This is a genomic window from Streptomyces sp. NPDC059524, assembly GCF_042749255.1.
GTDB classification, from domain to species: domain Bacteria; phylum Actinomycetota; class Actinomycetes; order Streptomycetales; family Streptomycetaceae; genus Streptomyces; species Streptomyces xanthii.
Genome location: NZ_JBHYTK010000004.1, coordinates 37,058 through 59,009, shown reverse-complemented (window position 1 = coordinate 59,009; position 21,952 = coordinate 37,058). Strand labels below are relative to the sequence as shown.

Here is a 21,952-nt window from a genome sequence, read left to right as displayed (position 1 = left end):
ACCTCAGGCCCCACCGCCCGCACCCCCCCCCCCCACCCCCCTCGCGGGGGCGATCTCTTGGTCAAACCGACAGAGGCGCGCGAGCCCGGGCCCCCCGGTGCGTGGTGCGCACCGATCATCAGCCCGCGGAGTTATCGTCGCCGGGTGACGTCTCTTCCCGGCGGGGACTCCACGCAGCGACCCGAGGAGCGCACCGTGGTGTGCGCCCGATGCGGCACGACGGCGGAGGAGATGCCGCTGACCTGGACCAGTTCCGTCGAGGGCGGAGTGCGGCGGACGTACTGCGACACCTGCTCCCGTGAGAACATCCGGGCCATCGAGGGGCGCCTCGACTCCGAGTGGTGGTGACACCGGCCCGGTGGTGACGCGGCCCTCCCGGTGGCATCCGGTCCCGGCGGTGGCGAATGGCCCCGTCGGGTCGGTGGCACCTGGCCCCGTCGTCGGCACATGGTCTCGGCGGAGGCGCGGGCCCGGAGCGGCTCAGGCCTCGGCGGCCGGCTCCGGATCCAGCACGTCGTCCTCGGCTTCCCCGAAGCCCTCCTCCTCGTCCTCGTACTCCAGGAACCCCGGAACCCAGGCCTCCAGCTCGTCCCGCAGCCGCACCGTCGCCCCGAGCTGACACAGCACCCCGATCGTGCTGAGCGTCACCCGGTGTATCAGCAGGTACGAGGGCGGCAGGTTGAGCTGCTTGCCCAGCTGGTGCGCGGGGGAGCGGATGTCGGCGATCCGCGCCGCCTGGTTCCGCATCCAGCTGCGGGTGAAGGTGAACGAGTCGACCAGGGCCGGCTCGATGATCGGCACCAGGTAGTCCAGGACCGCGTCCGGCTCCAGCTCGATCGAGTCCTTGACGAAGCCCTCCTCGCGGAGCATCTCGTAGACCCCGACCGCGTCACCGGACAGCGTCATCCGCAGCGAGTGCCCGATCGGCTCGGGCAGGCCGCCCGGCAGCCGGTCCACCGTGCCGAAGTCCAGGACGCCCAGCCGCCAGCCCTGCTCCTCGTCGGGCAGCAGCCGGAAGTTCCCCGGGTGCGGATCCGCGTGCAGCAGTCCCGTACGAGCGGGACCGGAGAAGAGGAAGCGGGCCAGCAACTGGCCCGCGCGGTCCCGCTGTTCCTGATCCCCGTCGCTGATCACGTCCGCCAGCGGAATCCCGTCGATCCATTCCGTCACCAGGACCTGCTCGCACTGGTGCACCACATGCGGCACGACGACGTCCGGGTCGCCGTCGAACTCCTCGGCGTGCGCCTGCTGGGCCTGCGCCTCCAGCGCGTAGTCCAGCTCCTCCGACACCCGGTCGCGTAGTTCCGCGATCAGCGGCTTGATGTCCATCCCCGGGATGAGCGGCCCCAACAGGCGGGCGAAACGGCCCAGTTGATTAAGATCCGACAGCAGTGCCTCGCCGGCGCCCGGGTACTGCACCTTCACCGCGACCGCGCGGCCGTCGTGCCAGACGGCCCGGTGCACCTGCCCTATCGACGCCGCGGCCGACGGCTTGTCCTCGAACTCCTGGAACAGCTCGCGCCATTGCTCGCCGAGCCGCTCCTCGAGCACCTTGTGCACGGTGCGCGTCGGCATCGGGGGCGCCGCTTCCTGGAGCTTCGTCAGGGCGGCCCGGTAGGGTCCCGCGACCTCCTCGGGCAGCGCGGACTCGAAGACGGACAGGGCCTGCCCGAACTTCATCGCCCCGCCCTTGAGCTCGCCCAGCACCTTGAACAGCTGCTCCGCCGTGCGCTGCTGCAGCTCCCGGCCCACGATCTCGGCGGACTTGCCGCCGATCCGCTTGCCGATGCCCCAGGTCGCACGCCCCGCGATGCCGATCGGCAGCGCGGCCAGCTTGGCGGTCCGGGTAACCGCCTTCCGGGGAAGATCAGACATACACCCCTCCAAGTGCCGGACAGCCGTGCCGCGCATGCCCAGGCGTCGTAGCGCCGTCAGCCGATGCTTACCCCGCCATTGTGTCCTGCGTCCCTCCGCCGACCGAGACCTCCCGCCCGTTAGCTCTCTCACCCGCCCCGCAGGGGCACTCCGGATGCGGCCACACCGGTCGCGCGTGCCAGTCGAGCCCCGGCGCGGAAGCCTCCCAGCGGGCCCCGGTGCTCGACGGCAACTCCCCGTCGAGGAAGGCCAGTCCGTGCGCGGCCGCCAGCCCCGCGACCGCCGTGGCGAGCCCCACGTCACAGGCCTGCACCTGGCGTGAGGCCCGCCCCGAACGCCACTGGACCAGCAGCCGGGGCCAGGTCGGATCGCGGTCCGTGCGATCCAGCAGCAGACAGTGCGCGCAGCCCGTCCCGCCCGGCAGCACCAGCGGCCCCACCGTCCCCGTGGCCTCGGACACGCCCGCGTACAGGTGCGGGATGCCGGCCGCGATCAGATCCTCGACCGCGGCCGGGTCGGGGGAGTGCACGGCCAGTCCGTCCCTCGGCGCGACGATCACCAGCGACAGCGGCGGCCCGCCCGGGTCCGGGTCGGCGGGACGGGGCACCGTCCTGCGCCGGTCGGGGCGCGGCGGGCGGTCGGGCGCCATGGCGCGGGCCGTGCGGCGCGCGGCCACGTCGCGGCGCTCGCCCACCGCCTCCACCGGCTGACCGCCGGGCGCCACGTCCCAGGGCTCGACACAGCCGCCGTCCCGCACGTCGACCTGCCCCACCCCCGCGGCGGCCAGCACCGACGCCACCACGGCGCCGACCCGACCCGCCCCTCGGACCTGCACCCGTAAGGCACGCCGGGCGGCCAGGCGCCGCACGCCCTCGGAGGGATCGGCGGTCGTCACGGCCAGCGCCGCGTGATCGGGACGCAGCCGGTCCATGACCGGGGTCTGCTTGCGCAGGGCGTCCGCGGGCGGGCCGCCGCCCGTCGCGTCGTCCAGCAGACCGGCCTCGGTCAGCCGCTCGAGAAGCGTGTCCACATGACCGTCGGGCAGGTCCATCCGTCGGGCCTCCTCGCGCAGAAGGGGCACGCCGCGGGTCCCGTCGAGCAGCGTCAGGAAACTCCCCGTGGCCGTGTCGACCGGACCCAGCACCACCGCGTGCGCCGGCGTCATGCCGAACTGCACCGTGTTCAGGTCGCGCCAGCCGCGCCGCAGCGCTGGTTTCAGGATCGGATGCATCGCTGTGTCCCCCGTGTGCCCGTTCGCATCGAAAACGCTCGTGTCGCATGGAAATCGCACGTGACGTGCGGTCCACGGCGATCGACCGCCAGCTTGCCCGTCCGCTCGCCGGCGTGCTTCGCGTTGTCCACAGGCACGGGGTGATAGTCGTACTAATCGAGCGGGGATCGAGGGGAGTGGGCTCCGGAAGCACACCGAACGGGTCCGGAGGCGGGACTTCCACCCTTCACAGCGGGTAACGTCGAGGCGTGCCCGCCGACCCCTCGCACCGAGCCATGAAGACGCAGCGCAGCACGACCGGACCGCCGTCGGGCGGCCACGTGGCGAGCGCGGTCGAGGTCCGCAGAAGCTCCCGGCGCCGCCGCACCGTGTCCGCGTACCGCGAGGGCGACCGCACCGTGGTCCTCATCCCGGCCCGGATGTCCGAGGCCGAGGAGAAGCGCTGGGTCGGCCTGATGCTCGACAAGCTCGCCGCCCAGGAGAGCAAGCGCGTCCTCGGCGACGCCGAGCTGTCCGAGCGCGCCGCGCACCTCTCCACGCAGTACCTCGAAGGCCGGGCCCGGCCCCGGTCTGTGCGCTGGGTCACGAACCAGAACACCCGCTGGGGTTCCTGCACCCCGGCCGAGGGCAGCATCCGGCTCTCGCACCGTCTTCAGGGCATGCCCGAGTACGTCGTCGACTACGTGCTCCTCCACGAGCTGGCCCACCTGCTCGTCCCCGGGCACGGGCCGCGTTTCTGGAGCCTCCTGGAGACCTATCCGCGCACGGAGCGGGCGCGCGGCTACCTCGAAGGAGTCGTGGCGGCGGACCGGCTTCCGCAGCTGCCCGGCGCCCGCGAGGAGTGACTCCGTTTCGGGGACGGTTCTGTACCAGGGCTGTACCGACCTCATCCGCTGTCGGTGTTTGCAGTTAGCCTGGCGCGACGCAATCACCATCGGGATGGGGGACGGTCGTTACGCATGGCCAGGGAATTCCAACGCGGCCACAAGGCCAAGATCAGTGACCTCACCGCGGGCACGGACCTGTACGTCGGCGTGCAGATCACCGGCCCCGGACTGAGCTTCGACATCAGCTGCTTCGGCCTCGACGCCGAGGAGCGGCTCTCCGACGACCGGTACTTCGTCTTCTTCAACCAGCCGAAGACGCCCGAGGAATCCGTCCAGCTGCTGGGCGCGCAGGCGGGTGACACGGAGTCTTTCCGCGTCACACTTGAAAAGATCCCCGCGCACATCCAGAAGCTGTCGTTCACCGCGACCATCGACGGCGCCGGCCAGATGTCGCAGGTCGCCCCCGGTTACCTCCGCATCGTCGCCGGAGGCGAGGAGGTCGCGCGGTACGCCTTCCACGGTGGCGAGTTCTCGACCGAGCGTGCCGTGATGCTGGGCGACTTCTACCTCAAGGACGTGTGGCGCTTCGCCGCCGTCGGCCAGGGCTTCGACGGAGGCCTCGACGCGCTCCTGAAGAACTTCGGCGGCGAGGTCGCCGATGAGGAGCCGGCCGCCGCGCCGCAGCAGGCCGCGAACCCCGGTTTCGCGCCGCCCGCCCAGGCCGCCGCGCCGCCCGCCTTCGGAGCCCCCTCGGCCCCGGCGCCGGCCCCCGCGCCCGCCCCGGCCCCCGCGCCGGCAGCCCCGGCTCCGGCTCCGGCTCCGGTCCCCGCGCAGGACTTCGCTCCGCCGGCCCCGGCCCCGGCTCCGGCCGCCCCGCCCGTGCACGCGGCACCGACCATCGTCGCGCCCCTGGGCACCCCGCCCGGCCAGGCTCCGACGCCGCCTCCGGGGTACGGCCAGCCGCCGCACGCCCCGACGCCGCCTCCGGGCTACGGCCAGCAGCCCCAGGCGCCGACCCCGCCGCCCGGCTACGGCCAGCAGCCCCACACGCCGGCCGCCCCGCCCGGATACGGCCAGCCGCCCGCCGCACCCTCCCCGTACGGCGCGCCCCAGGGCGCCCCGCAGGGCATCCCGCAGCAGGCCGGCGCACCCGGTGTGGCCGCCGCGCTGGAGAAGTACCGCGAGGCCCCCACGGGCCAGCGCTGGACGCCGCAGAACCAGAAGCTGATCCGCGTCGACCTCGGCGCCGCCGGCGGCCAGCCCGTGCTCGCCCGCCAGGGCAGCATGGTGCTCTACCAGGGCAAGGTCGAGTTCAGCTACAAGGGCGCCGGCTTCGCCGGACGCATCGTGGGCAACGCCACCGGCCAGGAGATGCAGCTCATGCGCTGCAGCGGCCGCGGCCAGGTCTTCCTCGCGGAAGCGGCCTCCCACGTGCACCCGATCGAGCTCCAGGGCGACGCGATCTGCGTCTCCGCGGAGAACGTGCTGGCCTTCGACGAGAGCCTCCAGTACGAGGTGCGCCGCATCGAGGGACACGGCATCCCCGGTGGCGCCCTGTTCGTCATGCAGTTCCAGGGCACCGGCACCGTCGTCGTCAAGACGCACGGCACGCCTGTCGTGCTGCCGGTGACGCCGACGACCTTCGCCGACTGCAACGCGGTCGTGGCCTGGTCCGCCGCCGCTCAGGCGATCGTCTCCAGCCAGGTCAGGATGCGGCGCAACGCCTACCCGGGCCACAGCGGGGAGAGCGTGAACCTGCAGTTCCGGGGAGCCCCCGGCAACTTCATCGTCGTCCAGCCGTACGAGGTCTGAGGGAGTCCGTCATGAACCAGCCACTCGCGGGCTTCGCCCCGACCCCGGTAGCCGCCCGCATGGAGAACCACGGCACCCACATGCTGAAGGTCGCCATGCAGACCGGCAACGACCTCTTCGCGCGCGTGGGCTCGATGGTCGCCTACGAAGGGTTCGTCCAGTACGAGCCCAACCCGCCCGCCGTCCGCCAGGTCGCCCGTGAATGGATGACCGGCGAGGGCGCGCCGCTCATGAAGTGCCACGGAGACGGTCTGCTCTACCTGGCCGACTACGGCGCCGACGTCGTCGTCATCAACCTCGGCGGCGAGTCGATCTCCGTCAACGGCACCAACCTGCTCGCCTTCGACGCCCACCTCCAGTGGGGCGTCGAGCGGGTGAAGGGCCTCGCCAAGTTCGCCGGCCAGGGCCTGTGGAACATCAAGATCAGCGGGCAGGGCTTCGTCGCCCTGACCTCGCGCGGTACCCCCATCGTGGTCGACTGCGGCCGCGGCGAGGACGAGACGTACGTGGACCCGGACGCGCTCATCGCCTGGTCGCCCAACCTGAAGGTGAAGGGCAAGCGCAGCTTCAAGGCCGGCTCCCTCATCGGGCGCGGCAGCGGCGAGGCCTACCAGATGGGCTTCTCCGGCGAGGGCATCGTCGTCGTACAGCCCAGCGAGGACAGCACCGACCGCCTCCGAGTCCGGGGCTGAGGGGGAACAGGACATCATGCAGAGTCCGCTTTTCGCGTACAACGAGCAGCAGAGCCAGGAGCGCTACACGGTGCAGAACCCGCAGATGCTGCGGGTCACCCTGGAGGGCCACGACGACATCCTCGCCCGTAAGGGCGCGATGGTCGCCTATCAGGGGCTCATGGAGTTCGACGGTGAGGTCCAGACGTCCGGGCAGCGCCGCTCCCGGGCCCGGACGGGCGAGGGTCTCGACCTCATGCGCTGCCACGGGCAGGGCACCGTCTACCTGGCGAACCTCGCGCAGTACATCCACATCGTCGACGTCGAGCAGGACGGCCTGACCGTCGACAGCAGCTACGTGCTGGCCATGGACTCCTCGCTGCACCACGAGGTGATCGCCGTGGACAGCCAGTTCGGCATCTCCGGCTCCGGCAAGTACCAGCTCAACATCACCGGGCGCGGCAAGGTCGCGCTGATGACGTCCGGGCAGCCGCTGATGCTCCAGGTCACGCCGGACCGGTACGTCAACGCCGACGCGGACGCCATCGTCGCGTGGTCGAACGGGCTGCGTGTCCAGATGCAGGCCCAGACGCACTCCTCGGGCGTCTGGCGCCGCCGCGGCAACACGGGCGAGGGCTGGGAGCTCAGCTTCATGGGCACGGGCTACGCGCTCGTCCAGCCCAGCGAACTGCTGCCGCCGCAGAACGCGGTCGTCGGCCAGGGCATCGCCGCGCAGTACGGCATGGGCCAGCAGGGCGCCCGCGGCCAGAACCAGGGCAACGTCTGGAGCTGACGCGCCACCTGTAGGCAGGCGTACAGACGAGTAAGGGGCGACCGCCACGGCGGTCGCCCCTTACCCATGTCCTCAGCCGATCACAGCCGCGCCCGTGTCGCCTCCACCAGGCGCACCACCGACGTGTCGGCCACGCCGGCCACCTCGTCGTACGGGAACCAGCGCAGGTCCAGCGACTCGTCACTGATCGCCTCCGTGGCGTCCGCCGGGGCGAGCGCCGCGTACTGGACGTCCAGGTGCTGGGTGCACGGGCCGGGGATCGGATGCCGGTCGAGGCGGACCGGGCCGCCGGGCAGCAGCGTGAGGCCCGGGATGCCGGACTCCTCGGTCGCCTCGCGCAGCGCGGCCGCCTCCAGCGTCGCGTCGCCCGGCTCGCAGTGCCCGCCCATCTGGAGCCACATCTGCAGCTTCTTGTGGAGCGTGAGCAGCACCCGGCCGCGCGCGGGGTCGATCACCAGGGCGCTGGCCGTCAGGTGACCCGCCGTGCACGGCTTCCACATCCCCGCGTCACCGTGCTCGGCGAGGTGGTCCAGGTAGCCCTGGCGCAGCTCCGGCTGGTCCTCGTAGCGCTTCAGGACGAGGACCGCGTCGTCGTACAGACTCACTTGTCGCCGTCGCCCTCACCCTGGTCGTCCTGCGCGGCGTCGGTGCCCTTGCCGGGCTCCTCGTCCTTCGACAGGTTCGGCTTCCCGGCGGAGCCGGACGCGGCGTCACCGAGCATCTTGTCCAGCTCGGAGAAGTCCAGCTGCTCGTGGTGCACGAAGCCGTCCGGGTCGTCCAGGTCGGACGCCGTCGGCAGCATGTCCGGGTGCGCCCACAGGCCGTCACGGCCGTCGACCCCGCGCGCGTCCGTGAGCGAGGCCCACAGGCGCGAGGCGTCCCGCAGGCGGCGCGGGCGCAGCTCCAGACCGATCAGCGTCGCGAACGTCTGCTCGGCCGGGCCGCCGGTGGCCCGGCGGCGGCGCAGCGTCTCGCGCAGCGCGTCGGCGGACGCCAGACGGGGCTTCGCGGCCGCGTGGACGACCGCGTCGACCCAGCCCTCGACGAGCGCCAGAGCCGTCTCCAGACGGGCGAGGGCCGCCTTCTGCTCCGGCGTGTCCTCCGGCTGGAACATGCCCTGCTGGAGTGCTTCCTGGATCTGCTCCGGGTTCTGCGGATCGAACTGGCCGACCACGTCCTCCAGCTTCGTGGTGTCGACCTTGATGCCCCGCGCGTAGCCGTCCACCGCGCCGAACAGGTGCGAACGCAGCCACGGCACGTGCGCGAAGAGCCGCTGGTGGGCGGCCTCGCGCAGCGCCAGGTAGAGGCGCACCTCCTCCATGGGGACGCTCAGGTCCTTGCCGAAGGACTCGATGTTCAGCGGGAGCAGCGCGGCCTTGCCCGCCGGGATCAGCGGCAGGCCGATGTCGGTGGACCCGACGACCTCGCCGGCGAGCGTGCCCAGGGCCTGGCCGATCTGCGAACCGAACATGGCGCCGCCCATGGAGCGCATCATGCCGATCAGCGGGCCTGCCATGGCCTGCATCTCCTCGGGCAGCACGTCGCCCATGGCCATGCCGACGCGCTCGGCGACCGGGTCGACGAGCTCCTTCCACACCGGGAGGGTCGCCTCGACCCACTCGGCGCGGCTCCAGGCCACGGCCGAGGCGGCGCCCGAGGGCAGCGACGTCGCGTCGTCGAGCCACAGGTCGGCGAGGCGCACGGCCTCCTCGACCGCGGTGCGCTCGGCGGGACCCACGCTCGCGTCCTTCACACCGTCCTGCGTGCCCTGCGAGACGGTCTGGCGGGCGATGTCCTTGGCCATGTCCCAGTTCACCGGCCCGCCCTCGTAGGAGAGCATCTGGCCGAGCTGCTGGAAGGCCGCCCCCAGGTCGTTCGGATTCATCGAGCCGAACATCGCCGCGAACGGGTTGTCCCCGCCCGCGCCGCCCGGACCGCCCGGGAACCCGAATCCGAAGGGGTTGGCCGGTCCCTGACCGCCACCGCCCTGCTGGTCCTTCTTCTTGCCCTCGTCGCCGTCGTCCGGCTCCTCCGGCGGAAGGCCGAAACCGAATGGGGTGTCACTCACGGGAATCCTCGGCTGGTAAGGCCGCCGGTTTCTTCGCCCGGCGGCGACTGCCCGACTACACACCCAGCGTAGACACCATGGCGGGATCGGGCCTCAGTGCTTCGCCGGCTCATGGCCTGCGGCAGGATGGATGCCTCCTGGTACGTACGCGTCATACACGAACGTACTGAAGACAACCGCTGGAGACGCCCGGTGAGTTCCCCAGATCCGCAGGTTCGCGCAGCGCGAAACCCCTCAACCAGTCCGGCCGCGCGCGGCCCCGTCGTCGCGGTCACCGGTGCCGCGTCCGGCGTCGGCGCCCTGCTCACGGAGCGGCTCGCCGCGTCGGACGAGATCAAGCAGGTGCTCGCCATCGACGAGCGGCGTGGTGAGTGCGCCGCCGCGACCTGGCACATCCTGGACGTCCGCGACCCGGCGATCGCCGAGAAGCTGCGCGGCGCCGACGTCGTCGTCCACCTGGCGCTCGACCTCGACCTGGAGTCCGACCCGGCCGCCCGCACGGCCTACAACGTGCGCGGCACCCAGACCGTCCTGACCGCCGCGGCCGCCGCCGGTGTCCACCGCGTCGTCCTGTGCACGTCCGCCATGGTCTACGGGGCGCTGGAGGACAACGAGCTGCCGCTGTCCGAGGACGCCGAGCTGCGCGCCACGGCCGAGGCGACCGGTGTCGGCGACCTCCTGGAGATCGAGCGGCTCGCCAAGCGCGCCCCGCGCGCGCACCCCGGCCTCAACGTCACCGTGGTGCGTCCCGCGGTGCTCGTCGGCGGCATGGACACGGCCCTCACCCGCTACTTCGAGTCGCCGCGCCTCCTCGTGGTCGCGGGCTCGCGTCCCGCGTGGCAGTTCTGCCACGTGGAGGACCTGTGCAGCGCCCTGGAGTACGCGGTCCTGGAGAAGGTCGAGGGGGAGCTGGCGGTCGGCTGCGAGGGCTGGCTGGAGCAGGAGGAGGTCGAGGAGCTCAGCGGCATCCGGCGCATGGAGCTGCCCTCGGCCGTGGCGCTCGGCGCCGCCGCCCGGCTGCACCGGATCGGCCTGACGCCCTCGCCCGCCGGGGATCTCGCCTACACGATGTACCCGTGGGTCGTGAGCGGCAGCCGGCTGCACGACGCCGGATGGCGGCCCGGATGGACCAACGAGGAGGTCCTCGCGGAGCTCCTGGAGGAGGTCGCCGGACGGCACACCGTGGCGGGCCGGCGGCTCGGCCGCAAGGACGCGACGGCGGCCGGCGCGGCCGGTGCGACGGTGGCGCTGCTGGGCGCGGCCGCGGCCGTGCGGCGGGTCCGCAAGGCGCGGCGCCGCATCTGAGGCGGGGCGCGGCGGCCGACGGGGCGTCCAGCGGAAACGCTCCTGCCGGCCGCGAGAAGGCTTCTTCTCCTGTAGGAGCCTCCAAGCCGCCCCGCGCGCGTGCCGGGCGATAGCGCTATTCACCGTTGTCGCGGGCGTGCGGCACGATGGGAGGCATGGCACCCACGACGCACGACCATCCTGGTGAGCAGGCGGCACACGACCCCATCAAGCTGCTCGCCGTCCGCGAGACCCCGCTCTCCGTCGACGAGGTCTTCCGGGCCGTCGGCGACGACGCCGCGGGCGGCACCACGCTCTTCGTGGGCACCGTGCGCAACCACGACGGCGGTGCCGACGTGGACAAGCTCGGGTACTCCTGTCACCCGACCGCCGAGGCCGAGATGCGGCGCATCGCGGACAAGGTCGTCGCCGAGTACCCCGTACGGGCGCTCGCGGCCGTGCACCGGATCGGCGACCTCGCCGTCGGCGACATCGCCGTCGTCGTCGCCGTGTCCTGCCCCCACCGCGGCGAGGCCTTCGAGGCCTGCCGCAAGCTGATCGACGACCTCAAGCACGAGGTGCCGATCTGGAAGCACCAGACCTTCTCGGACGGTACGGAAGAGTGGGTGGGAGCCTGCTGAGGTTCCGGTTGCGTAACCGCACCCCTGAGGCGAGCGTTGACACTGCGGATGGTTAATCTGCTGATCAGTCAGTTGCGGACGCTCATGGGGTCGGGAGGTCGGCATGGCGGCACTCATGTGGCTGCTCATTCCGGTTGTCGCTGCGGTCGGCGCCGGGTTGTGGGGCTCGTGGGCCGGTCGCAACCGCAAGAAGGCGGGCGACGTGAGCGAGATCGGCGGCTACACACGCTTCCGAGAGGCGATGGACAGGTCGCACTCGCACTCCGGTACGTGACGCGGTCGCGTTCCGGCGCATGAACCGGCCGGGCCCCGTACGGCCCGGCCCCACGGGTGCGCCGGCGGACCCGTCCCGTACTGTCGTTCCATGCCACGCCGCACCGCGACGATGCTCGCCTCGACCCTGATGCTGATCGCGCTGCTCTGCGCAGGGGTGCTCATCAAAGTTCCCTACGCGGAGATGTCCCCGGGCCCGACGGTGAACACCCTCGCGGACCACGACGGCGAACCCGTGATCCAGATCTCCGGTCACAAGACGTACGAGACGTCCGGGCACCTGAACATGACGACGGTCCGCGTCACCAGCGCCGACTACAACATGAACCTGGTGTCGGCGGTCTACGGATGGGTCGCACACGACAGCATCGTGGTGCCGCACGACACGCTCTACCCGGACGGCCAGACCGAGGAGCAGTCCTCGCAGGAGAACGCCGAGGAGTTCAGCCAGTCCCAGGAGAGCGCCAAGGTCGCCGCCCTGAACGAGCTGGACATCCCGGTGAAGTCCTGGGTGATCGTCTCCACCGTCGTCAAGGACAGCCCCTCCGAGGGCCGGCTGCACGCCGGTGACGTGATCAAGGCCGTCGACGGCACGAAGGTCACCCAGCCCTCGGACGTCGCCAAGCTCGTCACCAAGCACGAGCCGGGCGAGGACGTCGACTTCACGATCGTGCCCGTCAAGGAGGCGGCCGCCGCCGAGAAGGAGGGCAAGGTGGCGACCCGTACGGAGCAGGTGACGATCAAGACGGACAAGGCCGACGACGGCCGCGCGATCGTCGGCATCCAGGCCGGCACCGACCACACCTTCCCGTTCCAGATCGACATCAAGCTCGCCGACGTCGGCGGGCCCAGCGCCGGCCTCATGTTCGCCCTCGGCATCGTCGACAAGCTCACGCCCTCGGACCTCACCGGCGGCAAGTTCGTCGCCGGCACGGGAACGATCGACGACGCCGGCAAGGTCGGCCCGATCGGCGGCATCCAGATGAAGACCGTCGGCGCGCGCGCGAAGGGCGCCGAGTACTTCCTGACGCCGAAGGACAACTGCGCGACGGCGGCCAAGGACACCCCCGACGGCCTCACGCTCGTCAAGGTCGACACCATCGACGACGCGATGGACGCCCTCAAGGACATCCGCAGCGGCAAGACCGCCGACCTGCCGCGCTGCACCGCCAAGTAGACGCGCGAGAACGAGCGAGCAAGTAGACGCGCGAGAAGGGGCGCACCGGGATCTTCCGGTGCGCCCCTTCTCCGTAGGCGGTGCGGTGAGTGACGAACGGACTCAGTCGGCGAAGGTCGCCGACAGGGCCTCGGCGAGACCGGGGACCAGCTTGGAGCCCGTGAGGACCTCCGTGGACGAGTCCTTCTCGCGCAGCCGCAGCGCCGACTCGCGCGTGCCGTCGCGCAGCACCGCGACGGTCATCCGGACCTCCTGGCGGTCGGGGTGCTCGGCGACCCACTTGGCGAGCTTCTTGTCGCTCAGGCCCTCCGGGACGGACGCCTCGGCGGACGGCGGAAGCATCAGCCGCTCGACGGTCAGGGCGCAGCCGGCGACGGCGTCGGGCCACGCGATGGTGCCGAGGAACTCGTCCAGCGGCTTGTCGGCAGGAACCTCGTCCTGCTCGATCGGGGTGAGGCCGGGGGCCTCCTGCTCGCCCTCGAGACCGAGCTGGGCGGCGAGAGCGGGTTCCTGGGCGCGCAGCGCGGCCGTGTCGACAAGGGCGAAGAGGCGAGCGGGCTGGTCCCAGCCGAGGCCGGAGGCGTACTCGTCGATCTCGAGGACGGCCCGGGTGAGGGGGCTCGCTGCCATGGGAGTGTTGGACATGGTCACAATCCTGCCTCGTTCGTCCCCCGAAGCGGGAACTGAGTAAAGCGTGAGTAAGTTGCATAGGTGATGGGTCCGCGATCTCGGGGGCCTGACCGATCGACTGAACTTCGAGGTGCAGACCTTGGCTTTCCAGATGCCGGACCGCGGCGGGGGCCCGACGGGGCCGCGGATCAGAGTGGGCCGACCCTCCCGGCGCGCACGGACGCTGCTGTTGACGCTGGGCGTCCTGGCCGTGCTCGGCATGGCCTTCGTCATGTTCGCCGGGTTCTGGACGGACTGGCTCTGGTACCGGTCGGTCAGGTACTCGTCCGTCTTCACGACGACTCTGTGGACGAAGATCGGTCTGTTCTTCGTCTTCGGCCTGCTCATGGCGGTCGCCGTCGGGGTGAACGTGTGGCTGGCGCACCGGCTGCGTCCGCCGCTGAGCGCCATGTCCATGGAGCAGCAGAGCCTGGACCGCTACCGGATGGGCATCGCGCCCTTCAAGAAGTGGCTCCTCATCGGCATCACGGCCCTGGTGGGCCTGATCGCGGGCGCCTCGGCCGCGAGCCAGTGGCGCACCTGGCTGATGTACGTGAACGGCGTGCCGTTCCACCAGAAGGACCCGCAGTTCCACATGGACGTGGCCTTCTACGCGTTCGACCTCCCCTGGTACCGCTTCCTGCTCGGCTTCGGGTTCGCGGCCACCGTCCTCGGCCTGGTCGCCGCCGCGCTGACGCACTACCTGTACGGCGGGCTGCGCATCACCAGCCCGGGCGCGCGGGCCACCGCCGCCGCGACCGGCCATCTGTCCGTCCTCCTGGGCGTGTTCGTCGCCCTGAAGGCCGTCGCGTACTGGCTCGACCGGTACGGACTCGCGGTGAAGTCGAGTGACTTCAAGGCGACGGACAACTGGACGGGCCTGCGCTACGTGGACGCGAACGCGTACCTGCCGGCCAAGACGATCCTGTTCTGCATCGCCGTCATCTGCGCGATCCTGTTCTTCGCCACCCTGTGGCGCCGCACCTGGCAGCTGCCCGTCATCGGCTTCGGCCTGATGGTGCTCTCGGCGATCCTGATCGGCGGCCTGTACCCGGCCATCGTCCAGAAGTTCCAGGTCCAGCCGAACGAGCAGGCCAAGGAAGCGCCGTACATCCAGAAGAACATCGACGCGACGCGCAAGGCCTACGAGATCGACGACACGCCGATCGAGGACTACAGCGGCAAGGGGTCGTCGGACACCAAGAAGCAGCGCACGGACGCCGACACGGCGGCCAGCTACCGGCTCAACGACCCGAACGTGGTCTCGCCGACCTTCCAGCAGCTCGAGCAGCAGCGGAAGTACTACCAGTTCCCGACCACCCTGGACGTGGACCGGTATGACGGCCAGGACACGGTGGTGGGTCTGCGCGAGCTGAACCTGGGCAAGCTCGACAAGCGCAACTGGATCAACGACCACTTCGTCTACACGCACGGCTACGGCGCCGTGACGGCGAAGGGCACGTCGACGTCCCAGGGCGCTCCCCAGTTCACGGAGTCCGGACTGCCGACCGACGGCAACCTCGGCTCGTACGACCAGCGCATCTACTACGGCGAGAAGACGACGCAGTACTCGATCGTCGGCGGGCCGCAGAAGGAGCTGGACTACGAGCAGGAGGACGGCACCCAGCAGACCACCAGCTACAAGGAGAAGAGCGGGGTCAACCTCGACAATCCGGTGAACCGGGCGGCGTACGCGGTGGCCTTCAGTGAGCCGCAGATCCTCTACTCGGGCGCCATCGGCGAGGGCTCGCGCATTCTCTACAACCGCACCCCGAAGGAGCGCGTCGAGGCCGTCGCGCCCTGGCTGACCATCGACGGCGACCCGTACCCGACGGTCGTCGGCGGGAAGATCAAGTGGGTCGTCGACGCCTACACGACGTCGAACGGCTACCCGTACGCGTCGCGCACGACGCTGGGCGACAGCACCGCCGACTCGCTCAACGAGGGCGACAGCCAGCGCGCCGTGGTGGCCCAGCAGAACCAGGTCAACTACATCCGGAACTCGGTGAAGGCGACCGTCGACGCCAACACGGGCGAGGTCAAGCTCTACACGTGGGACTCCGCCGACCCGGTCCTGAAGACCTGGAAGAAGGCGTTCCCCGGCACCGTGGAGCCCAAGAGCGCCATCCCGGCGGACCTGATGGAGCACCTGCGCTACCCGCAGGACATGTTCAAGGTCCAGCGCGAGCTGCTCAGCCTGTACCACGTCACGAAGCCGACCCAGTTCTACAACGCGTCGGACGCCTGGCAGGTCCCCAACGACCCGACCAAGCGGGACAACAGCGCGGTGCCGCCGTACTACCTGTCCATGAAGCTGCCCGGGCAGGACGCCCAGCAGTTCTCGCTGACGACGACGTTCACGCCGAGCGGCCGACCCAACCTGCGGGCGTTCATGGCGGTCGACGCCGACGCCACCAGCAAGGACTACGGCAAGATCAGGCTCCTCAGAGTCACCGAGGAGAGCGCCCAGGGCCCCGAGCAGGTGCAGAACAAGCTCAACTCCTGGGACCCGGTGGCGAACTGGGTGCGTGACATGAAGGGCGCCGACTCGACGGTGCTCTACGGCAATCTGCTGACCGTGCCCCTGGGCAAGGGCTTCCTCTACGTGGAGCCGATGTACGCCCAGGGACGCAGCTCCGAGTACCCGCTGATGCGTAAGGTCGCGGTCTCCTACGGGGACCGCAGAGGCTTCGCGGACTCCCTGTCGGAGGCGCTGAACCAGGCCTTCGACGTGGACGGGGCGACGCCGCCCGCGGAGCCGGAGAAGCCCGGTGGGGACACGACGAACCCGCCGGAGAACTCGACGGTCAAGGAAGCCCTCGCGGACGCCGAGAAGGCCTTCGAGGACGGCCAGAAGGCCATGAAGGAAGGCGACTGGTCCGCCTACGGCGAGGCGCAGGACAAGCTGCAGGACGCCCTGGAGCGAGCCGAGAAGGCCCAGGAGGCGGCCGACAAGGCGGCCGGAACCGAGAAGGACGGCGGCAAGAACGCCGAGAAGGACAGTGCGAAGGACGCAGAGAAGGACGGCGGTAAGACCACTGGCTGACCGAAGCCCCTCCCGCGCCGTGCTACGGTTGTGCACACAACGGCGCGGGGTGGAGCAGCTCGGTAGCTCGCTGGGCTCATAACCCAGAGGTCGCAGGTTCAAATCCTGTCCCCGCTACTGATGATCGAAGGCTCGGAAGCATCAGCTTCCGGGCCTTCGGTGCGTCATGGCCCAGGACGTCAAGAGCCGCTGGCATGTGCGAAGACTGTGCGAAGGCTGCGTCGCCCGGGGCCAGTTGGGAAAACTGTGTTTCACTTATCTCTCTGTGGGCATGTCGACAAAACGCTGAAGTGACCTCACGGGCTGCGGTATTCCAGGTGTACCCAGGTTGCAGGTGGTGCGACGATGGACGTTATGGGGGACAAGGCAACTCTGTTGGAGACAGGGCGGTTTGTGCAGCCTTCCGGTCCCGAGGACATGGGGGAGCCGGCTGAGGCCGCAGAAGAAGCACGCCGACGGCTGGCCGCGGAGGCCGGCGACGTCGAGGCGATGAGCGTCCTCGGCGCGATGCTGCTGCGCCGCGGAGACCTCGACGGAGCCGAGCCCCTGCTGCGCGCCGCCACCGGCGAGGGCGACAGGGCCGCCGCCAACAACCTGGGCGTCCTGCTCCACCAGCGGGGCTACGCGGAAGAGGCCGCCGGCTGGTGGCGCATCGCCGCCGTCGCCGGATCCGCCCCGGCCGCCCACGCGCTCGGCCGCCACCACCGCGAGCGCGGCGACGAACCCGCCGCCGAGTACTGGCTGCGCCAGTCCGCCGAGCAGGGCCACACCCTGGGCGCGTACGCGCTGGCGGACCTGCTGGAGCACCGCAGTGACGTCGGCGCCGAGCGCTGGATGCGGGTCGCCGCCGAGCGCGGGCACCGCGAGGCCGCGTACCGGCTCGCGCGCGCCCTCGACCGCAAGGGCGCAGCCGACATCCTCGCCGCCGAGGAGGAGCGCACGCCCGCCGCCGAGGCCGAGCAGTGGTACCGGCAGGCCGCCGCGCGCGGACACCGCCGGGCCGCCCTGCACCTCGGTTCCATCCTGGAGAAGCGCGGCGACCTCAAGGAGGCGGGCCGCTGGTACCTGACGTCCGCGAAGGACGGCGAGCCGCGCGCCGCGTGCGCCCTCGCCTTCCTGCTGCGCGACGCGGGCGACGAGGAGAGCGCCGCCGTGTGGTGGCTGCGCGCAGCCCAGGACGGCGACGGGAACGCGGCGAACGCGCTGGGCGCCCTGCACGCCCAGCGGGGCGAGACGCAGACCGCCGAGCGCTGGTACCGGGCCGCCATGGACGCGGGCGACAACAACGGCGCGTACAACCTGGGCCTGCTCTGCGCCGAGCAGAAGCGCACCCAGCAGGCCGAGAGCTGGTACCGCCGCGCCGCCTACGCGGGCCACCGCGAGGCGGCCAACGCGCTGGCGGTGCTGCTCCTCCAGCACGGCGACGCGACCGGCGCCGAGCCCTGGTTCTCCAAGGCGGCCGAGGCCGGAAGCGTCGACGCGGCCTTCAACCTCGGCATCCTCTACGCGGGTCGCACGGGCGAGGAGGACGAGGCCAAGGCGCTGGAGTGGTACGAGCGGGCCGCCGCCGGCGGGCACACCGAGGCCGCGCTGCAGGCCGGCATCGCCCGGCTGCGCGACGGCGACGAGCAGAGTGCCGAGCGGCACCTGCGGTGCGCGGCCGGCGGCGGCAGCCCCGAGGCGGCCTACCGGCTGGCCTCGCTGCTCGACGTGCGGCGCCCGCCCGAGACCCGGCACGAGCTGGGCGAGCCCGTGATCCAGCGCAGCGAGTGCGAGGAGTGGTACGAGCGGGCCGCCGAGCACGGACACCGGCGCGCCCAGGTGCGGGTCGGCATGCTCGCCGCCGCGCGCGGGGACGTCGTGGAGGCGGCGCGCTGGTACCGCGAGGCCGCCGAGGCGGGGTCCCGCAACGGCGCCTTCAACCTCGGCCTGCTGCTCGCGCGCGAGGGCAGCGAGCCGGAGGCCGCCCTGTGGTGGCGCCGGGCCGCGGACGCCGGGCACGGTCGCGCCGCGCTGCGGCTCGCCCTGCTGCGCACCCGCCGCGGCGACCTCGTCGAGGGACAGAAGTGGGCCTCGCGGGCCGTGGAGCTCGGCCCGGCGGAGGTCGCCGAGCGGGCCGCGCGGCTGCGCGACGCACTGCGCCAGGAGCTCTCCGCGTAGGCGCCGCAAGGGCTGCGCGGGGGGCACACAGAGGCTGCGCGGGGGCTGCTGAAAGGAATTTGCGCTGGTCGGGGGCATCCCGTAAGGTTGGGTTCACCGACGCGGGGTGGAGCAGCTCGGTAGCTCGCTGGGCTCATAACCCAGAGGTCGCAGGTTCAAATCCTGTCCCCGCTACTGAAAGTCCGAGGCCCGGAGTCATTGCGCTCCGGGCCTCGGCGCATGTCCGGGGCCGGTCAGGACGTGTGCCCCACGGCCTCCTCGTAGAGCTTGCGGTCCACCGTCCTCGACTCGGGCAGCGGATCGCCCTCGGAGACGCCCGCCGCCCTGTACGCGGCCTGCAGCCGGTCGGTCGAGCCGGAGCGGATCTCCCAGTCCATGCGCAGCGACGGGGTCGACTCCAGGACGCCCTTGTCGATCTTCAGCAGGTCGGCGAGCTCCTTCACGAACGCGGGGTCCTTCTTGTAGTCGCCCGGGAAGTACGTGTTGACCGTACGGATGTACGCGCGCAGCAGGGCGACGCCCGCGTCGGGGTCGTCCTTGAGCAGGTTCGGGCCGAAGAGCAGGCCGCCCAGCGGCTCGCCCAGAGGCTGGCCGCCGAGGAACGCGAAGCGGCGGTCGCCGTCGATCTTGCGCCACACCGGGTCGAGCAGCCAGGCCGAGTCGACGCCGCCGTTCTGCAGCGCGGTCAGCACGTCCGCCGAGCCGAGCTGCTGAAACTGGATCTTGTCGAGGCCGCCGCCGTGCTTCTTCAGGGCCGTGTTCATCGGGTACGAGATGACGGAGCCCTTGCCGATCATCGTGCCGAGCCTGCGGCCGGCCATGGTGACGTGGTCGGCGCTCTCGCCCTTCTTGAGGCGCACCCACAGGCCGCTCTTGGAGGCGGGGTCGGGGGAGAAGTTCCCGGCGACCCACTTGATGTCGAAGCCACCGAGGATGCCGTTCATGACCGCGGCCTCCGGGGCCGCCCACTGGGCGTCGATGTCGCCCTTGGCGAGCAGGGGCAGCGCCTCGGGCGTCGGCAGCACCTTCAGGGTGACGTCCAGGCCCTCCTTCTCGAACTCGCCCTTCTTGACGGCCATTTCGAGCGGGGCGACGTACTCGGCGGCCAGGGTGCCCGTCGCGATGGTCAGCTTGCGGGTCTTGGCGAGCTTGACCGGGGCGGGGGAGCCGGGGGAGCAGCGGGCCGGTTTACGGTCCGGGGCGCGGTCGGCGGGGTCGGTCCAGCCGGCCTTGCCACAGCCCGCGACCGCCTTGATGGTGCGGGGTTTCGCGGCCGTGCCGGACGCGGTGTCGTTCTTGGCGCAGGCCGCCGTGCCGGTCAGCAGGGCGCCGGTGAGCAGCAGGGGGAGTGCGAGGGAGCGCGTGCGCAAGGGGAGCCTCCGTACAGCGTCATACGTAACACGTAACCGGGAAGGGACTCAGGGGGTGGCCGGCGGCTTCACGACTGGCCGCGGCCGCGGTCGCGCGGGGCCCACGGGGTGAGCAGGCGGCCGGCGAGGCGGACCAGTTCGGAGAAGAGGACGCCGAGCACGGCCACGCAGACGATGCCCACGAACATGACGTCGTTCTGGAAGAGGGCGCGCGCGTCGAAGATGAGGTGGCCGAGGCCGTTCGTCGCAGCGATCTGCTCGGAGGCGACGATGACGAGGACCGCGACGCCGGCCGCGATCCGCGCGCCCACCAGCACGGCGGGCAGCGACGCGGGCAGCAGGACGTGGCGGAACATCTGCCAGGAGGACGCGCCGAAGACCTGGCCCGCGTCCCGGTGCCCGGCGGGGACCGCGACGACCGCCGCCATCGTCGAGATCCAGACGAAGAAGAAGACCGTCGCCGCGACGAGCGCGACCTGCGGGCCCTCGCCCAGCCCGAACATGTTGAGGAAGACCGGCAGCAGGGCCAGCTTGGGCACCACGTAGAGGGCGTCGAGGAGGGGTTCGAGCGCGGCCCTGACCAGGGCGACCGAGCCCATGAGGAGGCCGAGGAGATAGCCGGAGACGGTGCCGATCGCGTAGCCCGCGAGGACGCGCTTGAGGGTGGCCCACACGTCGGGCCACAGTTCGCCCTCCGCTGCCCGGTCCCAGCCGTCGGCCAGGATCGTGGACGGGGCCGGGTAGACGCGGGCGTCGATCCACTCCTGGGCGGCCGCGAGCTGCCAGAGCAGGACCAGGGCGAGCGGTACAGCGACGGCGAGGGAGAGTTCCAGGGCGCGGCGGCGGCGCCGGGTGCGGACCGGGTGGAGTTCGCGGGGGCCCGGAGCGCGGACCAGGAGGCCGGCGGTGTCCTTCTCGGGGGCGGTCGTCGTCATGCGGGCACCGCCGCGGTGTGCTGCTCCTGGTGCACCTCGCCGCGCAGCAGGTCCCACAGCTCGCCCTTCAGGGCGGTGAACTCCGGGGTGCTGCGGATGTCGCCGGTGCGCGGCCGGGCGAACGGCGGGCGGCGCTCGGCGATCACCCGGCCCGGCCGCGCCGACATCACCAGGACGCGGTCGCCGAGGACGATCGCCTCCTCCAGGCTGTGCGTGATGAACAGCGTGGTGGTGCGGGTGGTCTGGGTGAGGGCGAGCAGTTCGTCCTGGAGGATCGTGCGCAGCTGGGCGTCCAGCGCGGCGAACGGTTCGTCCATGAGCAGGATCTCCGGCTCCACGGCCAGGGCGCGGGCGATGGCGACACGCTGGCGCATGCCGCCGGACAGGGCGGAGGGGTAGGCGTCCGCGAAGTCGGCGAGGCCCATGCGGGCGAGCCAGTCGCGGGCCCGGGTGTTCGCCTCGCGGCGCGGGACCTTCTGGATGTCCAGGCCGAAGCGGACGTTGGCCAGCACGGTCTTCCAGTCGTAGATGCCGTAGTCCTGGAAGATCATCGCGGCCGGACGGGGGCTGGAGGTGCTGATCTCCAGGGTCCCGGTCGAGGGGCGGGTCAGGCCGGCGGCTATCCGGAGCAGGGTGGACTTGCCGCAGCCGGACGGGCCCACGACGCAGACGAACTCGCCGGGGGTCAGCTGGAGGTCCACGGGGCCCAGGGCGTGGGTCTCGCCGAAGGTGCGGGTCAGTTCTCGGGCGCGGAGTTTGTGGTGCACGGGGCCCTCCGGGGGTGCGGCTGGATGGTGGTGGGCGCCCGCGAGAATATGACGGGGTGTCAGATTGTGGAAGGGGGTGCGTGTGGGGGCGCGTGTCTGGGGGTGGGGGTGGTCGCGCCGTTGGGGGTGTGGTTCGCTCGCCGGTGCCGCGCCGTCGTGGCTGGTCGCGCAGTTCCCCGCGCCCCTGGAGGCGCACTTCGTGCGGCCTCAGGGGTCTGATGGTCGCGCCCCGCGGCGGAGCCGCTGATCGGGTACAGCCCCGCGCCCCTGGAGGCGCACTTCGTGCGGCCTCAGGGGTCTGATGGTCGCGCCCCGCGGCGGAGCCGCTGATCGGGTACAGCCCCGCGCCCCTG

The 21,952-nt window shown here is 71.5% G+C and carries 19 protein-coding genes and 2 tRNA genes; 13 read left to right on the top strand and 8 right to left on the bottom strand.

Annotated features, from left to right (window positions below; translation table 11 throughout):
- Nucleotides 1-144: 144 nt before the first annotated feature.
- Nucleotides 145-348: a hypothetical protein gene (locus ACFW9D_RS01780; RefSeq protein WP_188341795.1), complete on the top strand. Its 204-nt coding sequence runs from the start codon at nt 145-147 to the stop codon at nt 346-348.
- A gap of 132 nt (nt 349-480) precedes the next feature.
- Here the strand turns inward: ACFW9D_RS01780 and ACFW9D_RS01775 are convergent, their stop codons facing one another.
- Both ACFW9D_RS01775 and ACFW9D_RS01770 read right to left on the bottom strand, forming a co-directional pair.
- Nucleotides 481-1,875: an ABC1 kinase family protein gene (locus tag ACFW9D_RS01775; RefSeq protein ID WP_384616687.1), complete on the bottom strand. Its 1,395-nt coding sequence runs from the start codon at nt 1,873-1,875 to the stop codon at nt 481-483.
- A 67-nt stretch (nt 1,876-1,942) separates the two neighbouring features.
- A complete protein-coding gene (locus ACFW9D_RS01770) occupies nt 1,943-3,106 on the bottom strand; it encodes a ThiF family adenylyltransferase (protein WP_384616685.1) in 1,164 nt (387 codons plus the stop codon).
- Between the two features lie 248 nt (nt 3,107-3,354).
- Here ACFW9D_RS01770 and ACFW9D_RS01765 point away from each other — a divergent pair, with 248 nt between their 5' ends.
- The 4 genes from ACFW9D_RS01765 to ACFW9D_RS01750 all read left to right on the top strand — a co-directional run bounded on the left by ACFW9D_RS01765 (nt 3,355) and on the right by ACFW9D_RS01750 (nt 7,209).
- Nucleotides 3,355-3,951: a M48 family metallopeptidase gene (locus ACFW9D_RS01765; RefSeq protein ID WP_384616683.1), complete on the top strand. Its 597-nt coding sequence runs from the start codon at nt 3,355-3,357 to the stop codon at nt 3,949-3,951.
- Between the two features lie 114 nt (nt 3,952-4,065).
- Nucleotides 4,066-5,745, top strand: a complete 1,680-nt coding sequence (locus ACFW9D_RS01760; protein WP_384616682.1) for a TerD family protein — start codon at nt 4,066-4,068, stop codon at nt 5,743-5,745.
- Between the two features lie 11 nt (nt 5,746-5,756).
- Entirely contained in the window at nt 5,757-6,437 is a 681-nt protein-coding gene (locus ACFW9D_RS01755; protein WP_188336977.1) for an AIM24 family protein, read from the top strand.
- A gap of 16 nt (nt 6,438-6,453) precedes the next feature.
- Entirely contained in the window at nt 6,454-7,209 is a 756-nt protein-coding gene (locus ACFW9D_RS01750; RefSeq protein ID WP_188336976.1) for an AIM24 family protein, read from the top strand.
- 80 nt (nt 7,210-7,289) lie between these two features.
- Here the strand turns inward: ACFW9D_RS01750 and ACFW9D_RS01745 are convergent, their stop codons facing one another.
- Both ACFW9D_RS01745 and ACFW9D_RS01740 read right to left on the bottom strand, forming a co-directional pair.
- The gene (locus tag ACFW9D_RS01745; RefSeq protein WP_384616679.1) at nt 7,290-7,814 is read right to left on the bottom strand and encodes an NUDIX hydrolase; all 525 of its coding nucleotides are present in this window, start codon (nt 7,812-7,814) and stop codon (nt 7,290-7,292) included.
- Nucleotides 7,811-9,277 carry a zinc-dependent metalloprotease gene (locus tag ACFW9D_RS01740; RefSeq protein ID WP_188336974.1) on the bottom strand — a complete coding sequence of 489 codons (1,467 nt, stop codon included), beginning with the start codon at nt 9,275-9,277 and terminating at the stop codon, nt 7,811-7,813. Before ACFW9D_RS01740 ends, ACFW9D_RS01745 begins: the two co-directional genes overlap by 4 nt.
- Nucleotides 9,278-9,469: 192 nt before the next feature.
- On the opposite strand from ACFW9D_RS01740, the gene ACFW9D_RS01735 reads away from it, so the two are divergent.
- The 4 genes from ACFW9D_RS01735 (at nt 9,470) to ACFW9D_RS01720 (ending at nt 12,652) form a co-directional block, all read left to right on the top strand.
- Entirely contained in the window at nt 9,470-10,582 is a 1,113-nt protein-coding gene (locus ACFW9D_RS01735; protein ID WP_188336973.1) for an SDR family oxidoreductase, read from the top strand.
- Between the two features lie 155 nt (nt 10,583-10,737).
- On the top strand, nt 10,738-11,202 hold the full coding sequence (locus ACFW9D_RS01730; protein ID WP_188336972.1) for a molybdenum cofactor biosynthesis protein MoaE: 465 nt from the start codon (nt 10,738-10,740) through the stop codon (nt 11,200-11,202).
- 103 nt (nt 11,203-11,305) lie between these two features.
- Nucleotides 11,306-11,476 carry a hypothetical protein gene (locus tag ACFW9D_RS01725; RefSeq protein WP_188336971.1) on the top strand — a complete coding sequence of 57 codons (171 nt, stop codon included), beginning with the start codon at nt 11,306-11,308 and terminating at the stop codon, nt 11,474-11,476.
- Between the two features lie 90 nt (nt 11,477-11,566).
- Nucleotides 11,567-12,652: a PDZ domain-containing protein gene (locus ACFW9D_RS01720; RefSeq protein ID WP_188336970.1), complete on the top strand. Its 1,086-nt coding sequence runs from the start codon at nt 11,567-11,569 to the stop codon at nt 12,650-12,652.
- 102 nt (nt 12,653-12,754) lie between these two features.
- On the opposite strand, the gene ACFW9D_RS01715 is transcribed toward ACFW9D_RS01720, so the two are convergent.
- A complete protein-coding gene (locus tag ACFW9D_RS01715) occupies nt 12,755-13,297 on the bottom strand; it encodes a PPA1309 family protein (protein WP_188336969.1) in 543 nt (180 codons plus the stop codon).
- Nucleotides 13,298-13,433: 136 nt separating this feature from the next.
- Between ACFW9D_RS01715 and ACFW9D_RS01710 the strand changes: the two genes are divergently transcribed.
- The 4 genes from ACFW9D_RS01710 (at nt 13,434) to ACFW9D_RS01695 (ending at nt 18,701) form a co-directional block, all read left to right on the top strand.
- On the top strand, nt 13,434-16,367 hold the full coding sequence (locus ACFW9D_RS01710; RefSeq protein WP_384616738.1) for a UPF0182 family protein: 2,934 nt from the start codon (nt 13,434-13,436) through the stop codon (nt 16,365-16,367).
- A gap of 43 nt (nt 16,368-16,410) precedes the next feature.
- Nucleotides 16,411-16,484: transfer RNA gene (locus tag ACFW9D_RS01705), tRNA-Met, on the top strand.
- Nucleotides 16,485-16,712: 228 nt separating this feature from the next.
- A complete protein-coding gene (locus ACFW9D_RS01700) occupies nt 16,713-18,527 on the top strand; it encodes a tetratricopeptide repeat protein (protein WP_188336968.1) in 1,815 nt (604 codons plus the stop codon).
- Nucleotides 18,528-18,627: 100 nt separating this feature from the next.
- Nucleotides 18,628-18,701: transfer RNA gene (locus ACFW9D_RS01695), tRNA-Met, on the top strand.
- A 59-nt stretch (nt 18,702-18,760) separates the two neighbouring features.
- Here ACFW9D_RS01695 and ACFW9D_RS01690 read toward each other — a convergent pair.
- The 3 genes from ACFW9D_RS01690 to ACFW9D_RS01680 all read right to left on the bottom strand — a co-directional run bounded on the left by ACFW9D_RS01690 (nt 18,761) and on the right by ACFW9D_RS01680 (nt 21,599).
- Nucleotides 18,761-19,897: an ABC transporter substrate-binding protein gene (locus tag ACFW9D_RS01690; RefSeq protein WP_384616675.1), complete on the bottom strand. Its 1,137-nt coding sequence runs from the start codon at nt 19,895-19,897 to the stop codon at nt 18,761-18,763.
- Nucleotides 19,898-19,965: 68 nt separating this feature from the next.
- Complete coding sequence (locus tag ACFW9D_RS01685) at nt 19,966-20,832, bottom strand: ABC transporter permease (protein WP_384616673.1); 867 nt, start codon at nt 20,830-20,832, stop codon at nt 19,966-19,968.
- Nucleotides 20,829-21,599, bottom strand: a complete 771-nt coding sequence (locus ACFW9D_RS01680) for an ABC transporter ATP-binding protein (RefSeq protein ID WP_188336965.1) — start codon at nt 21,597-21,599, stop codon at nt 20,829-20,831. The genes ACFW9D_RS01685 and ACFW9D_RS01680 overlap by 4 nt, the downstream gene beginning before the upstream one ends.
- Between the last annotated feature and the right edge of the window lie 353 nt (nt 21,600-21,952).

What these genes read in the sequence shown, in the direction of transcription:
- ACFW9D_RS01775 (WP_384616687.1), bottom strand. Translation starts at nt 1,875, where the DNA reads ATGTCTGATCTTCCCCGGAAGGCGGTTACCCGGACCGCCAAGCTGGCC.
- ACFW9D_RS01770 (WP_384616685.1), bottom strand. Translation starts at nt 3,106, where the DNA reads ATGCATCCGATCCTGAAACCAGCGCTGCGGCGCGGCTGGCGCGACCTG.
- ACFW9D_RS01760 (WP_384616682.1), top strand. Translation starts at nt 4,066, where the DNA reads ATGGCCAGGGAATTCCAACGCGGCCACAAGGCCAAGATCAGTGACCTC.
- ACFW9D_RS01755 (WP_188336977.1), top strand. Translation starts at nt 5,757, where the DNA reads ATGAACCAGCCACTCGCGGGCTTCGCCCCGACCCCGGTAGCCGCCCGC.
- ACFW9D_RS01750 (WP_188336976.1), top strand. Translation starts at nt 6,454, where the DNA reads ATGCAGAGTCCGCTTTTCGCGTACAACGAGCAGCAGAGCCAGGAGCGC.
- ACFW9D_RS01730 (WP_188336972.1), top strand. Translation starts at nt 10,738, where the DNA reads ATGGCACCCACGACGCACGACCATCCTGGTGAGCAGGCGGCACACGAC.
- ACFW9D_RS01725 (WP_188336971.1), top strand. Translation starts at nt 11,306, where the DNA reads ATGGCGGCACTCATGTGGCTGCTCATTCCGGTTGTCGCTGCGGTCGGC.
- ACFW9D_RS01720 (WP_188336970.1), top strand. Translation starts at nt 11,567, where the DNA reads ATGCCACGCCGCACCGCGACGATGCTCGCCTCGACCCTGATGCTGATC.
- ACFW9D_RS01715 (WP_188336969.1), bottom strand. Translation starts at nt 13,297, where the DNA reads ATGTCCAACACTCCCATGGCAGCGAGCCCCCTCACCCGGGCCGTCCTC.
- ACFW9D_RS01710 (WP_384616738.1), top strand. Translation starts at nt 13,434, where the DNA reads ATGCCGGACCGCGGCGGGGGCCCGACGGGGCCGCGGATCAGAGTGGGC.
- ACFW9D_RS01700 (WP_188336968.1), top strand. Translation starts at nt 16,713, where the DNA reads ATGGACGTTATGGGGGACAAGGCAACTCTGTTGGAGACAGGGCGGTTT.
- ACFW9D_RS01685 (WP_384616673.1), bottom strand. Translation starts at nt 20,832, where the DNA reads ATGACGACGACCGCCCCCGAGAAGGACACCGCCGGCCTCCTGGTCCGC.